Consider the following 13,630-nt stretch of genomic DNA (forward strand, 5'->3'; position numbering starts at 1 on the left):
ATGCAGATGGACCTGTCCCCGGAATCGAAGGCGCTGCGCCGGCAGCTGCGCGAGTACTTCGCCGAGATCATCACCGAGCAGGACCGCCGAGACCTGGTCGACCAGACCGAGGGCGGTCCGACGTTCGACCGGATCTACCAGCGCATGGGCCGCGACGGGTGGCTGGGTCTGGGGTGGCCGGAGGAGTACGGCGGACGCGGCGAGGACCCGGAGGCCCTGTTCGTCTTCTACGACGAGGTGCTCCGGGCCAACGCGCCGCTGTCCCTGGTCACGCTGAACACGGTCGCCCCGTCGCTGATGAAGTACGGGACCCAGGAGCAGAAGGACTTCTTCCTGCCCCGGATCCTGGCCGGGACGCTGGTCTTCGCCATCGGCTACACCGAGCCGGGCGCGGGCACCGACCTCGCCGCCCTACAGACCCGGGCCGTCGTCGACGGGGACGAGCTGGTCATCAACGGCAACAAGATCTACACGAGCGCCGGCATCTACGCCGACTGGGTCTGGCTCGCCGTCCGCACCGACCCCGACGCACCTCGCCACAAGGGCATCTCGGTCGTCCTCGTGCCCACGTCGGCGCCCGGGTTCTCGGTCACCGAGATCCACACCGTCGGTGGGATCAGCACCTCTGCGACGTACTACGAGGACGTCCGCGTGCCGATCACCAACGTGGTGGGTGAGCTCGACGCGGGCTGGCCGCTGATCACATCCCAGCTCAATCACGAGCGGGTCGCGCTGGCCGCCCGTGGCGGGATCGCCAACGAGCTGTTCTCCGGCGTCCTGGCGTGGGCCAAGGAGGAGCGGACCGGCACCGGTCGCCTCTACGACGTGCCCTGGGTGCGCAGCACGCTCGCCGAGGTCTACGCGCTGCTCTCCGCCGCCGACCTCGTCAACCTCCGCCTGGTCGCCGACGTCGCGGCCAACACCCTCGGGGGCGGCGACTCCGCCGCCGCCAAGGTCTTCGGCACCGAGGCGGTGGTCACCGCGTACGGGCGGCTGCAGGACGTGCTCGGCGCCCAGGGCCTGCTGCGCCCCGGCAGCCCCGGCGCCGTGCTGCAGGGCCGGGTGGAGACCCTCGCCCGCAGGGCCCAGAACAACACCTTCGGTGGGGGCACCAACGAGGTGATGCGGGAGATCGTGGCGGCCAAGACCCTCGGCATGACGTTGGCCGCCCGCCGCCGCGACGAGCAGAAGTCACCGGCCAGGAGTGGGAGCAACTGACGATGCAGTTCGAACTGGACGACGACCTGGTCGCCGTACGCGACCTGACGGAGAAGATCTTCTCCGACCGCGCCGACGCGGAGCGCGTCCGCCACGTCGAGGCGGCCGAGAGCGGCCACGACCGCGAGCTGTGGCGGATCCTCGCCGACGCCGGCGTGCTCGGCATCCCGCTACCCGAGGAGGCCGGCGGTGCCGGCATGGGGATGCTCGGATTGGTCACTCTGCTGGAGCAGCAGGGACGCCGGGTGGCGCCAGTGCCGCTGTGGGCGGCTCTGGCCACCGCGGCGTTGCCGATCGCCACCTTCGGCACCCCGGAGCAGGTGGAGCGGTGGCTGCCCGGCCTCGCGGACGGCTCGGTGGTCCTGACCGGCGCCTTCGATCCGCCCACCGGTCGCGCCGTCACCGTCGCTGCCGAGGAGGACGCCGGGGCACTGCAGCTGAGCGGGCACCTGCTCTCCGTTCCGGCGGCCGGGGTGGCCGCGGCCGTGCTGGTTCCGGTCAGCCTGCCGTCGGGGGAGATCGCCGTGACGATGGTGCCGACCGACCGGCCCGGGGTGACCATCAGCCCGCTGGACGTCACCAGCCGGGAGAGCTACGCCGCCGTGCACCTCGACGGGGTGACCGTCTCGGCCGACGAGGTGCTGCCCGGGGACGGCGCCGAGATCGCTCGCTGGACCCGCCGACGCGCCCGTGTGGCGCTGTCGGCCGTGCAGCTGGGCGTCTGCTCCGAGGCGCTGCGGATGACCGCCCGGTACACCTCCGAGCGGGTGCAGTTCGGTCGGCCGCTGTCGACGAACCAGGCCGTCGCCGTCCGTGCTGCCGATGCCCACCTCGACATCGAGAGCATCCGGCTCACCACGCAGCGGGCCGCCTGGCTGATGGACCTCGGGCAGGAGGAGGAGGCCGAGGCCGCCTCGCTCGTCGCCAAGTGGTGGGCCTCCCGCGGAGGACTGCGGGTGGTCCACGCGACGCAACACCTGCACGGCGGCATCGGCGCGGACGTCGACTACCCGATCCACCGGTACTTCCTGTGGGGCCGGCAGGTCGCCTTCACCCTGGGCAGCGCCGACGCCGTCGTCGCCGAACTGGGTGATGCGCTCGAGCACGGCGGGAACATCGGCGCACCAGCCTGATCGACGCTCCCGCCGCGGGGCGGACGGCCTGCGTCGTCCGCCCCGAGGCGCTGGTCACGGCACGTCACCGGCACGCGCCGCTGTCCCCGGGGGGCTCGTGCTCAGACGACGTCGAGCCGACGAGCTATGACATTCCGCTGTTGGGTGACGCCCGGATGGGGGACTGCCCCCGACGAGATCACCGACCCGTTACCGCTCCTGTAGGGCCGCGAGCAGCACGCCGCGCAGACCTGCGCTGGCGCGCTGCCCGACTCCCGTCGGTCGTGCTCACCCCTTCGGCGTCGCTTGGCGCGCAGCCGATGAGGGCTCGGGTGCGATGAGGTCAGTAACGGCCGGTGCTCTCGAAGTAGCGGCGTGGATTGTCGACGAGCATCGTCTCGACCTGCTCGTCGGTCACCCCGTGCTGCCGCAGGTACGGCAGCACCTCCTCGTGGATGTGGGTGTAGTGCCACGCGGGGAACATCGGGGCGAGCTCCGGGGGGACCGCGTCGTAGTAGCAGGCCGCGTCGTGGGAGAGCACCATGTGCTCGGCGAAGCCCCGGCGGCACATCTCGGCCACGGTGCCGGCCCGGTCCTCGAACGAGGTCTCCAGGTAGACGCCGAACCGGTCCATGCCCAGCGTGAACCCGGCGTCGGCGAGCTCGCTCAAGTGCGCGATGTCCGTGGTGTCACCGCTGTGCCCCAGCACGACGCGTCGCGGGTCGACACCCTCGTCGGCGAGCACCTGCGCCACCGCCGACCCCTGCCGGCTTCCTGGATGGGTGTGCACGGTGATCGGCGCACCGGTGCGGCGGTGTGCTCTCGCGACCGCCCGCAGCACGCGTTCGACGTTGGAGGTCATGCCCTGGTGGTCGATCGCGCACTTGAGGAGCGCGGCCCGCACACCGGTGTCGGCGATCCCCTGCTCGATGTCCCGGACGAACATGTCCACCATGGGATCGGGGACCTCCGTGCCCGTGATCGCCGCGAGGGCGGGTCCCCGGTACTGGAAGTAGAAGGGGAGGTGGTCATAGGTGTAGTAGCCGGTTGCCACGATGATGTTGAGGTCGACCTGGGCGGCTATCTCCTGGATCCGCGGGATGTAGCGGCCCATGCCCAACACGGTCGGGTCGACGATCGTCCGCACCCCGGTACCGGCCAGCGCGATCAGCCGAGCGACCGCATCCGCCACGCGATCACTCTCGCTGCCCCACTCCTCGGGATGGTTGTGCTGGATCTCGGGGTCGAGCACGAAGAGGTGCTCGTGCATGAGCACCTGACCGAGGCCGGCGGTGTCCACCGGGCCGCGGACCGTCTGGACCTGGGGCATGACTGACTCCCGGAGCGAGCTGCGGATCTACGGCCTCGGTCAGAGTTCGACGCGGGTGCGCATGACCTTGCCGGTCGCGTTGCGCGGCAGGGGGGTCGTCGCCAGGCGCCAGTGAGTCGGCACCTTGAAACGAGCCAGCCGGTCGCCGAGGAATTCGACGAGCTCGGCCTCGGTCAGCGGGTGCGTGGGATCGGGGACGACGACCGCGGACACCTCCTGACCGAGGTCCTCGTGGGGGCGGCCGAGCACGACGCACTCCTGTACCGCTGGGTGCTCGGCCAGCGCGCCCTCGACCTCGGCCGGGTAGACGTTCTCGCCACCGCGGATGATCAGGTCCGACCGCCGGGCGCTCAGCCGGACCCGGCCCTGCTCGAGGGTGCCGATGTCGCCGGTGTGCAGCCACCGGTCGGCGTCGATGCTGCGGGCGGCGGCGTCGGGGTCGTTCCAGTAGCCGAGCATGTTGAAGGGGCTGCGCACGCAGATCTCGCCCTCGACGCCCTCCGGCACCGGTCGGTTCGCCTCGTCGCGTATCTCCAGCTCGACGGTGGCGATCGGCCGGCCCAGGGTGCCGGGCGCCTCGGCGAGGTCCAGGGGCGTGGCGACCGTCAGCGCGGTGCAGGACTCGGTCAAGCCGTAGCTGTCGACCAGGGCGCGCTCGGCCACGGGGAGGGCCTCCCGGAGCCGTTCCTGGAACTCCGGTGTCGACGGCGCCGACGCCAAGGAGAAGGCCCTGAGCGAGGACAGGTCGTAGCGGGACAGGTCGCCGTGCCGCAGCAGGCGGTGCGCCATGGTCGGCACCGCGCCCCAGTTGGTGACCTTCTCCTTCTCGATCAGCCGCAGCACCCGGTCGACGTCGAACGCGCCCTGGTGCACCACCGCGGTGCTGCCCGTCGCCAGACGGGGCACGGCCAGGTTGTGCAGGCTGGCGATGTGGAACAGCGGTGAGGTGAGCAGGTACCGGCGGTCGCGCGGGTCGGTCGGGTCGCCGAAGGCCTGGGCCGCCGCGTCGTTCATCCGGTGGTACTCGATGACCGAGGTCAGGTTCCGGTGCGAGTGCACCGCGCCCTTGGGGCGGCCGGAGGTGCCGCTGGTGTAGAGGATGACCGCCGGATCGTCCTCGGCGACCTCGACCGGTGCCAGCGCCTCGCCGGGATGAGCGGCGACGAGCCGAGCGAGGTCGTCCTCGACGGACAGCACCGTCGCGTCGGTGGCATCGATGAGGGCGGCACGCTTGGCATCGGCGATGACGACCTTCGGCGTGCTGTGCTCGAGGGCGTAGGCGATCTCGCTCCGCGACCACAGCGAGTTGAAGCCGACCGCGATCCCGCCGGTCGCCACCGCCGCCCAGAACGAGACGATCCACTCGGGACAGTTGGCCGCCAGGATCGCCACCCGGTCGCCCTTGCCGACGCCGTGCTCCTCGCGCAGCACCCGCGCCAGGGAGGCGACCTGCGCGGCGTGCTCGAGGAAGGTGAGCCGGGAGCCGGCGGTGACGACGTAGTCCCGGTCGCCGTGCCGCTGCGAGTCGACCAGCACCTCGCCGAGCGAGCGGTGCCGGTTGCGGAACACCGTCATGCCCGTGCCGAGGACGTCCTCGCGGCCCAGCTCGTAGGGCCCGCCCGGGCCGGTGAGGCCGGCCATCACCGCGAGAGCGGCGGTCCGGGGATCTGCGGCGGTCGTCATCGAAACTCCGTGGGTCGCGATTGTGGGACAGGACGCTGTGGGACAGGACACGGGGAAGCCATCCTCGCCCTCCCGGTGGCCGCCGGACCACGCATCCCGATCACCGGGACAGCCTCCAGAGCGCGGTGGCGCCGCCGGCGAGGTGGCCGTGCCGGCCACCTTCCGGTCAGCGGGACCCGGCCCGATGCCCGCTCATCCGCGGCCTAGCTTCCGAGGCCGGCCAGCGACTGCCCGGCCCGGACTCGACGGAAGAGGTTCTCACTGTGCTGACGACTGCCCGGCGGGCACGCTCCGTGGCTGGCGCGGCGACGCTCCTCCTGCTGGTCGCCGCCTGTTCCTCCCCGGAGTCCGGCGCCGGCGCAGCGCCGAACCGGGGGTCCGGGGACCCGTACCAGGTGGGCATCATCGGCGCCGGGTCCGGGGGAGCTCCCGTCGAGGGAGGCACGCTGACGTTCGGGTCCTATTCCGAGCCGCGCAGCCTCGACCCGGCGGTCACCATCGTCGCCGGGTCCACGGGTGGCCTGGAGATGGCGGCCGTCTACGACGTCCTGATGCGCTGGGACAGCGAGACGAACACGGTCGAACCCCAGCTGGCGGAGTCGCTCGAGGCGAACGAGGACGCCACGGTCTGGACGCTGACGTTGCGCGACGGCGTCACGTTCAGCGACGGGACACCGCTGGACGCCGAGGCCGTCAGGTGGAGCCTGGAGCGCTACGTCGCCGCGGGCGCCGACGAGGCGGGCCTGTTCACCAACAACGTCACCGGCATCGACACCCCCGACGACCGCACCGTCGTCTTCACGCTGGCCACCGAGTGGCCGACCTTCGACTACCTGCTCACCACCGGACCCGGCATGATCGTCGCCCGGTCCGCGGACGAGGGCGACAGCTTCACGCCGGTCGGCGCCGGTGCCTTCACCTTCGTGAGCTATGCGCCCCAGGAGGAGATGGTCCTCGAGGCCCGTGACGACTACTGGGACGGCCGGCCCCACCTGGACCGCATCCGGATCGCCTACGTGAACGACCCGCAGGCCAGGTACGACTCGTTCCGGGCCGGCGATCTGGACTCCACGCTCCTGCGCGAGCCCGACCTGGTCGACGAGGCCCTGTCGGCGGGCACCTCCGGTTTCCTCAACCTGGTCGCCCTCGGCAACGTCGCCGTGATCAACGCGAGCGAGGGACGTCCCGGTGCCGATCCACGGGTGCGCCAGGCGATGTTCCAGGCGGTGAACCCCGAGCTGGTCATGCAGCGCGCCTTCGAGGGCGCGGGCATCGCGAGCAACGCGATCTTCCCCGAGTACTCCCGGTGGCACACCGGCGTCGACCCCCTCCCCTACGACCCCGAGGCGGCGAGAGCGCTGCTCGAGGCGGCGAAGGCGGACGGCTTCGACGGCCGGATCACCCACCTGGACGGCTCGGACCCCGCCTCACGCGCGACCGCGCTGGCGGTGCAGGCCTCCCTGGAGGCGGTCGGGTTCGAGGTGGAGACCGAGCTGCTCCCCACGGTCGCCGACCAGATCGCCCGGGTCGCGGTGAACCGCGACTACGACGTGGCCGGCTGGGGCATCAGCTGGCGCGAGGCCGGACCTTACGGGCGGATGTACGCGACGCTGCACGAGGAGGGCAACCTCACGGTCGGCATGCCCACCACCCCGGAGATGAGCGCGCTGATCACCGAGTTCCAGGGGGCGGGGACCGAAGAGGAGCAGCGCGAGATCATGGGCCGCATCCAGGAGCAGTGGAACACCGACGTCCCCGCGCTGGTCTTCGCACCGACCCCGGAGTTCCTCGTCTGGTCCGACGCCGTCCACGGCGCCGAGGGCACCGTCAACAGCATGATCCTGCTCGACGACGCGTGGCTGGACGCCGGCAGCTGAGCCCGGCTCCCGATCAGCGGGATCGCATCCCGGCGCCTCGGCCGCCGCTGGCTAGCGTCCGCAGGACCGGGGGACGAGTGCCTGCCGGGGCTTTCCGAGCCTCCCGACCGTGGAGGCGTCCCAGGTGTGGAGGAGACGACCGTGACCCAGGATCCGCAGGCCCGGCATGAGGTGCCGGACGTGTTCACCCCGGCGAAGCTGGGGCCGGTCACCCTGCGCAACCGCACGATCAAGGCGGCCACGTACGAGGGCATGAGCCACAAGAGCCTGGTGACCGACCGGCTGATCGACTTCCACGTCCAGCACGCCGCCGGCGGCGTCGGCATGACGACCGTGGCCTACTGCGCCGTCGCGCCGGAGGGCCGCACCGACCGGCACCAGATCCTGTGGCGACCCGAGGCGCTGCCCGGGCTGCGCAAGCTCACGGGCGCCGTCCACGCCGAGGGCGCCGCGATCTCCGCGCAGATCGGGCATGCCGGCCCGGTGGGCAACCCCAAGGCCAACGGCGCGCCTGCCCTGTCGCCCAGCCGGCACTTCCACAAGACCACGCTGAGCTTCACCAAGGTCGCCACCCGCGACGACCTCGCCCGCATCGTGAAGAACCACGGCGACGCGGCCACCATGGCCGCGGAGGCCGGCTTCGACGCGGTCGAGGTCCACCTCGGCCACAACTACCTCGCCAGCTCGTTCCTCAGCCCGAAGCTCAACCACCGCGACGACGAGTACGGCGGCAGCCTGGAGAACCGCGCCCGCCTCGCACTGGAGATGGTGCGGGAAGTGCGCCGGGCGGTCGGCGACCGGATCGCGATCATCGCGAAGCTGAACATGGACGACGGCTACCCCGGCGGGTTCTGGTTGGACGAGGCCATCGTGGTCGCCCAGTGGCTGGAGCAGTCGGAGGCGGTCGACGCGCTGGAGATGACCGCCGGCAGCTCGCTGCTCAACCCCATGTACCTCTTCAAGGGCGACGCCCCGCTGCACGAGTTCGCCGGCGTGATGCCCGAACCGCTCAAGACCGGCATCAAGTTGATCGGGTCGCGGTTCCTGCACTCCTACCCCTACCGGGACGGCTACCTGCTCGAAGACGCCAAGCAGATCCGGTCGCACGTGAAGCTCCCGATGATCCTGCTCGGCGGCATCACCGACCGGCAGATCATGGACACCGCCATGGCCGAGGGCTTCGAGTTCGTCGCGCTGGGACGGGCCCTGCTGCGCGAGCCCGACCTGATCAACCGCATGCAGGCCGACGCACGGACCCGGTCGCTGTGCAACCACAACAACAAGTGCATGACCAAGATCTACGGCGGCACCCGCTGCGTGCTCGTCCCCCAGCCGGGTGCACGCCCGCCGGCGCAGCCCCCGTCCGCCGACGCGACACAGGTGGTGGAGGCGGCCGAGAGGCTGGAGGCCCGCGCGTGACCCGGGGAACGGTCGCCGGCCTGCTGCTCGACCGTGCACGGGACACCCGCACCGGCCTGCGCACCCGCGAGCGGACGTGGACCTGGGACGAGGTGGTGCGGGAGAGCGCCGCCCGCGCCGACCTGCTGCGCTCGCTGCGGACCGACGGTCCGTTCCACGTCGGTGTCCTCCTGGACAACGTGCCGGAGTACCTGTTCTGGCTGGGCGGTGCGGCGCTGGCCGGCGCTTCCGTCGTGGGCATCAACTCCACGCGACGGGGCGAGTACCTCGAGGCCGAGGTGCGCCACACCGACTGCCAGCTGGTGGTCACCGACCGCGCCGGGCTGGCGCTGCTCGACGGCTTGGACATCGGCGTCGACCGCAGCCGGTTCCTGCTGGTGGACGACCCGGCGTACGCCGAGGAGGTGGCCGCCGCCGACCGTGAACCGCGCATCGACCCGGCGGTCACCCCGGAGACGCAGATGCTGCTGCTGTTCACCTCCGGAACCACCGGAGCGTCGAAGGCGGTCCGCTGCTCGCAGGGCCGGTTGACCGGTCTGGGCGTGGCCAACGCGGCGAAGTTCGACATCGACCGCGACGACGTCAGCTACTGCTGCATGCCGCTGTTCCACGGCAACGCCCTGATGGCGTTGTGGGCACCGTCGCTCGTGGCCGGCGCCTGCGTTGCCCTCACCCCCAAGTTCTCCGCATCGGGTTTTCTCCCGGACGTCCGCTTCCACGGTGCCACGTACTTCACCTACGTCGGCAAGGCGATCGGCTACGTGCTGGCCACGCCGGAGCGGCCCGACGACGCCGACAACCCGCTCACCCACGGGTTCGGGACGGAGGCGTCCCCGGAGGACCAGGCCGAGTTCAAGCGCCGCTTCGGCGCGAAACTGTACGAGGGGTACGGGTCCAGCGAGGGGGCCGGCCTGATCCGGCTCGCTCCCGAGGGACCGGTGACCGCGCTGGGGCGCCCCGCGCACGACGACGTGTGCATCGTCGACCCGGAGACGCGCCGGGAGTGCCCTGCGGCTCGGCTGGACCCACACGGCCGGGTGCTCAACGCCGAGGAGGCGATCGGGGAGATCGTCAACAAGTCCGGCGCGGCGACGTTCGAGGGCTACTACAAGAACCCCGCCGCCGACGCCGAGCGGGTCCGCCACGGGTGGTACTGGACCGGCGACCTCGGTTACGTCGACGAGGACGGTCACGTCTACTTTGCCGGCCGCTCCGGCGACTGGATCCGGGTGGACGGTGAGAACATCTCGGCGCTGCACGCAGAGCGGGTGCTGCGGCGGCATCCGGCGATCCTCGCGGCCGGTGTGTTCGCCGTCCCCGATCCCCGCTCGGGGGACCAGGTGATGGCCGCGGTCGAGGTGCCCGCCGGCACCGCCTTCGCCGATCTGCGCCTGCCGGCCTTCCTCGCCGCGCAGGAGGACCTGGGCAGCAAGGGCACGCCCCGCTTCGTGCGGCTCTCCGCCGGCCTGCCGACGACGGGCTCGGGCAAGCTCCGGAAGAAGGAGATGCAGGCCGAGGGCTGGCGGACGTCCGATGCGGTGTACCGGTGGGTGGGCCGGGGCGGACCGTCCTACGAGCTCATGACCGACGACGACAAGGCCGCGCTGCGCGAGGAGTTCGCCGCCGCGGGCCGGCTGCGCTTCCTGCCCTGACGGGCGCTGAAGGCGAGGAGACCCATCGATGGATCTGCGGGAGACCCCCGCCCACCGGGCGCTGCGGGCAGAGCTCCGCTCGTACTTCACCGGGCTGCTGCCCGAGGACGAGCGTCGCCGCGTGGGGGAGCAGGGAGTCGGCGGCCCGCGGTTCCGCGAGGTCGTCAAGCGGCTCGGCGACGACGGGTGGCTGGGCGTCGGCTGGCCGGTGGAGTACGGCGGCCAGGGCCGCTCGGTCGAGGAGCAGTACGTGTTCTTCGACGAGGTGCAGCGGGCCGGGCTGCCCTTCCCGTTCGTCACGGTGAACACCGTCGGCCCGACGTTGATGAGCCACGGCTCGCAGGCGCAGAAGCAGCGATACCTGCCCGGCATCCTCGCCGGCGACATCGTCTTCGCGATCGGCTACACCGAACCCGCCGCCGGCACCGACCTCGCGTCGCTGACCACCCGTGCGGTCCGCGACGGCGACGAGTTCGTCGTCGACGGGAGCAAGATCTTCACCAGTGGTGCGAACACCGCCGACTACGTGTGGCTGGCCTGCCGCACCGACCCGGAAGCGCCCAGGCACAAGGGCATCTCGATCGTCATCGTGCCCACCGACGACCCCGGCTTCTCGTGGAGCCCGATCCAGACCGTCGGCAGCCTGCTGGTCACGGCGACGTACTACAGCGGCATCCGCGTGCCGGCGGGCAACGTCGTCGGCGAGATCGACGGGGGCTGGGGTCTGCTGACCACACAGCTCAACCACGAGCGGATCGGGCTGGCCGCGCTGGGCGGCCGGATGATCGCCCTCTGGGAGCAGGTACGGGAGTGGGCTCGTGACAACGGCGCTGTCGACCTGCCCTGGGTGCAGGCCGACCTCGCCCGTACGTACGCCAGGCTCGAGGCGATGCGGTTGATGAACTGGAAGATGGCCAGCGCCGTCGCCCGGGGATCGCTGACCGGCGCCGACGCGGGCGCGGCCAAGGTCTACGGCACCGAGACGCACATCGAGGTCCAGCGTGTCCTCACCGGCATCCTCGGCGCCGCCGGGCGGATCCGCCCGGAGTCGCCCGGCGCGGTCCTTGCGGGCCAGGTGGAACAGCTCTCCCGGCAGGGCATCGTCAACACCTTCGGTGGCGGCGTCAACGAGATCCTGCGCGACATGGTCGCCACGCAGGGGCTCGGCCTGCCTCGGCCGCGGCGCACGGCATGAGCGCAACGGCGTTCGCACCGCGCGGGATGCGGCGGCCGTCGTTCACCCGCCCGCACATGGCCAGGCCGGCTAGGAAGGACGCGCACTGATGGACTTCACCCTGAGCGAGGAACTCCAGGCGGTCCGCGACCTGGCGCGCGAGATATTCACCGACCGGGCCACCCCGGCGCGTGCCCGTGCCGTCGAGACCGGGAAGAGCCGGATCGACGAGCAGCTCTGGGCGGAACTGGCCAAGGCCGGACTCGTCGGCGTCGCCGTGCCCGAGGCCGACGGCGGCGCCGGCCTCGGACTCGGCGGGCTGTGCGTGCTGCTGGAGGAGCAGGGCCGCGTCGTCGCCCCGGTCCCGCTGTGGCCGGCCGTCGTCGCGGCGCTCGCCGTCGCCGCGCACGGCAGTCCTGAACAGCGGGGCAGGCTGCTCCCCGGCGCGGTCGACGGCTCTCTTCGGCTGACCGTCGCGCTGGAGGAGTTCGACGGTACGGAACCGGCACGACCGGGCTGCACCGCGAAGCCCGACGGCGAACGCTGGAGGCTGAGTGGCACCAAGGCCGTCGTCCCCTCGCCGTTCGGCGCCACCGCGGCGTTGGTCTCCGCCGACACGGAGCAGGGCCCTGGGTTGTTCCTCGTGGCGGCCGACGCAGACGGGGCGCAGTGGGAGGCGGCGGAGACCACCACCCACGACCGCAGCGGTCACCTCCACCTCGACGCAGTGGTGGCCGAGTCGCTGGCTCTCCCCGGCACCGGTGTCCTACAAACGGTGCTGGAGCAGGCCTCGGTCGCGGTGGCCGCGCTGCAGCTCGGGGTCGCCGAGGGCGCGCTGAGCCATGCGGCGACCTACGTCCGCGAGCGCGAACAGTTCGGCCGGCCGCTGGGCACCTTCCAGGCGGTGCAGCACCAGCTCGCCGACTGCTACATCGAGCTCGACGCGCTCCGGGTCACGCTCTGGCAGGCCGTCACCGATCTCCGAGACGGCGAGCCCGCCCCCGCGGCAGCCGCACTCGTGGCTGCCTGGTGGGCCGGTGAGGGCGGGCTCAACGTGGTGCACCGCGTCCAGCACGTCCACGGCGGGATCGGGGTGGACACCGACTACCCGGTGCACCGGCACTTCCTGTGGGGAAAGCAGCTGGCCGGCACGCTCGGCGGGCCGAGCGCCGTCGTGGCCCGCCTTGGCGCCGTGCTGGCCGCCGGCACGGGCTCGCGATGACCGCTCCGGTCGGTCGCGATGCGACGTCCGCAGGCGCCCACCAGTAGTCCGGTAGTCCGGTACGAGGAGGAATGTGATGACAGCGGCGCACGCCCGCGCGGCAGGGGACTGGCGGGGCCAGGAACTGGGGACCCGCGCGGTGTCCTACGACGAGCGGGACGCGATCCTCTACGCCCTCGCCGTGGGAGCGACCCCCCAGGAGCTGGACCTCGTCTTCGAGGAACGGCTGCGGGTGCTGCCGACCTTCGCCCTGACACTCGCGCAGTGGGCGCCGGACGCGCTCGGCAGTCAGGCTGCGTTCGACGTCCGGACGGCGGTGCACGGCAGCCAGCGGCTGGAGGTGCTGGCGCCCCTGCCGCGCGCCGGCCGGCTGGAGCTGACTGCCCGCGTCGGTGACGTGTGGGACAAGGGCACGGCCGCGGTCTTCGAGGTGGTCGTGGAGAGCGAGGCGTTCGTCGCCACCTGGTCACTGTTCGCTCCGGGCTGCGGCGGATTCGGCGGTGAGCGGGGCCCGTCGAGCCCGGGACGGCCTGACACGCCGGCCGGTCTGCGGACCGAGGTCGTCACGGCCGCCAACCAGGCGGCGCTCTACCGGCTGCTCGGTGACCGGCACCACATGCACATCGACCCTGACGCCGCGCAGGCCGCGGGTCAGCCGCGGCCGTTCCTGCACGGCCTGTGCACGCTGGCCGCGACCACGCTGGAGCTGGCCCGCTCGCTGGGCACGCACCCGGCCGACCTCGTGGAGCTGGACGGCCGGTTCAGTGCACCCGTCTTCCCGGGTGACCGCCTCGGGGTGACCGCCTGGCCGGACGGCCGTACCGCCTCCTTCGAGGTCACCGACGGCGAGCGCCCGGTGGTGTCCGGCGGCCGGGTCCGCTTCCGCTGACCACCGGTCCGGCCGCGGCCGCCGCGACGGCCGCGGGCAGACCGCGAGAACCGG

General features: G+C 72.1%; 10 protein-coding genes. 8 read left to right on the top strand and 2 right to left on the bottom strand.

The window, feature by feature from the left end; translation table 11 throughout:
* Together D0Z06_RS15785 and D0Z06_RS15790 are read left to right on the top strand one after the other, a co-directional pair.
* On the top strand, positions 1–1,218 hold the full coding sequence (locus D0Z06_RS15785) for an acyl-CoA dehydrogenase family protein (RefSeq protein ID WP_117378507.1): 1,218 nt from the start codon (positions 1–3) through the stop codon (positions 1,216–1,218).
* A gap of 2 nt (positions 1,219–1,220) precedes the next feature.
* Positions 1,221–2,351 carry an acyl-CoA dehydrogenase family protein gene (locus tag D0Z06_RS15790; protein ID WP_117378508.1) on the top strand — a complete coding sequence of 377 codons (1,131 nt, stop codon included), beginning with the start codon at positions 1,221–1,223 and terminating at the stop codon, positions 2,349–2,351.
* Between the two features lie 322 nt (positions 2,352–2,673).
* Here the strand turns inward: D0Z06_RS15790 and D0Z06_RS15795 are convergent, their stop codons facing one another.
* Positions 2,674–3,660, bottom strand: coding sequence for a phosphotriesterase family protein (locus D0Z06_RS15795; protein WP_117378509.1), 987 nt, complete (start codon positions 3,658–3,660; stop codon positions 2,674–2,676).
* A gap of 39 nt (positions 3,661–3,699) precedes the next feature.
* Positions 3,700–5,343: a class I adenylate-forming enzyme family protein gene (locus D0Z06_RS15800; protein ID WP_117378510.1), complete on the bottom strand. Its 1,644-nt coding sequence runs from the start codon at positions 5,341–5,343 to the stop codon at positions 3,700–3,702.
* A 293-nt stretch (positions 5,344–5,636) separates the two neighbouring features.
* Between D0Z06_RS15800 and D0Z06_RS15805 the strand changes: the two genes are divergently transcribed.
* The 6 genes from D0Z06_RS15805 to D0Z06_RS15830 all read left to right on the top strand — a co-directional run bounded on the left by D0Z06_RS15805 (position 5,637) and on the right by D0Z06_RS15830 (position 13,576).
* The gene (locus D0Z06_RS15805; protein ID WP_199522349.1) at positions 5,637–7,220 is read left to right on the top strand and encodes an ABC transporter substrate-binding protein; all 1,584 of its coding nucleotides are present in this window, start codon (positions 5,637–5,639) and stop codon (positions 7,218–7,220) included.
* 141 nt (positions 7,221–7,361) lie between these two features.
* Positions 7,362–8,639 (top strand): NADH:flavin oxidoreductase, encoded by a 1,278-nt coding sequence (locus D0Z06_RS15810; RefSeq protein WP_233517727.1) that lies wholly within the window; start codon positions 7,362–7,364, stop codon positions 8,637–8,639.
* Entirely contained in the window at positions 8,636–10,291 is a 1,656-nt protein-coding gene (locus tag D0Z06_RS15815) for an AMP-binding protein (protein ID WP_117378511.1), read from the top strand. The genes D0Z06_RS15810 and D0Z06_RS15815 overlap by 4 nt, the downstream gene beginning before the upstream one ends.
* A gap of 28 nt (positions 10,292–10,319) precedes the next feature.
* A complete protein-coding gene (locus D0Z06_RS15820; protein ID WP_117378512.1) occupies positions 10,320–11,486 on the top strand; it encodes an acyl-CoA dehydrogenase family protein in 1,167 nt (388 codons plus the stop codon).
* Between the two features lie 88 nt (positions 11,487–11,574).
* Positions 11,575–12,687, top strand: a complete 1,113-nt coding sequence (locus D0Z06_RS15825) for an acyl-CoA dehydrogenase family protein (protein ID WP_117378513.1) — start codon at positions 11,575–11,577, stop codon at positions 12,685–12,687.
* Between the two features lie 76 nt (positions 12,688–12,763).
* Positions 12,764–13,576, top strand: a complete 813-nt coding sequence (locus D0Z06_RS15830; protein ID WP_117378514.1) for a MaoC/PaaZ C-terminal domain-containing protein — start codon at positions 12,764–12,766, stop codon at positions 13,574–13,576.
* Positions 13,577–13,630: the final 54 nt, after the last annotated feature.

It is taken from the genome of Geodermatophilus marinus, assembly GCF_003428645.1.
Taxonomy (GTDB): Bacteria; Actinomycetota; Actinomycetes; order Mycobacteriales; family Geodermatophilaceae; genus Geodermatophilus.

Bases quoted from the DNA above. Each gene is read 5' to 3' on its own strand.
- D0Z06_RS15820 (WP_117378512.1), top strand. From the start codon at position 10,320: ATGGATCTGCGGGAGACCCCCGCCCACCGGGCGCTGCGGGCAGAGCTC.
- D0Z06_RS15785 (WP_117378507.1), top strand. From the start codon at position 1: ATGCAGATGGACCTGTCCCCGGAATCGAAGGCGCTGCGCCGGCAGCTG.
- D0Z06_RS15795 (WP_117378509.1), bottom strand. From the start codon at position 3,660: ATGCCCCAGGTCCAGACGGTCCGCGGCCCGGTGGACACCGCCGGCCTC.
- D0Z06_RS15830 (WP_117378514.1), top strand. From the start codon at position 12,764: ATGACAGCGGCGCACGCCCGCGCGGCAGGGGACTGGCGGGGCCAGGAA.
- D0Z06_RS15825 (WP_117378513.1), top strand. From the start codon at position 11,575: ATGGACTTCACCCTGAGCGAGGAACTCCAGGCGGTCCGCGACCTGGCG.
- D0Z06_RS15800 (WP_117378510.1), bottom strand. From the start codon at position 5,343: ATGACGACCGCCGCAGATCCCCGGACCGCCGCTCTCGCGGTGATGGCC.
- D0Z06_RS15790 (WP_117378508.1), top strand. From the start codon at position 1,221: ATGCAGTTCGAACTGGACGACGACCTGGTCGCCGTACGCGACCTGACG.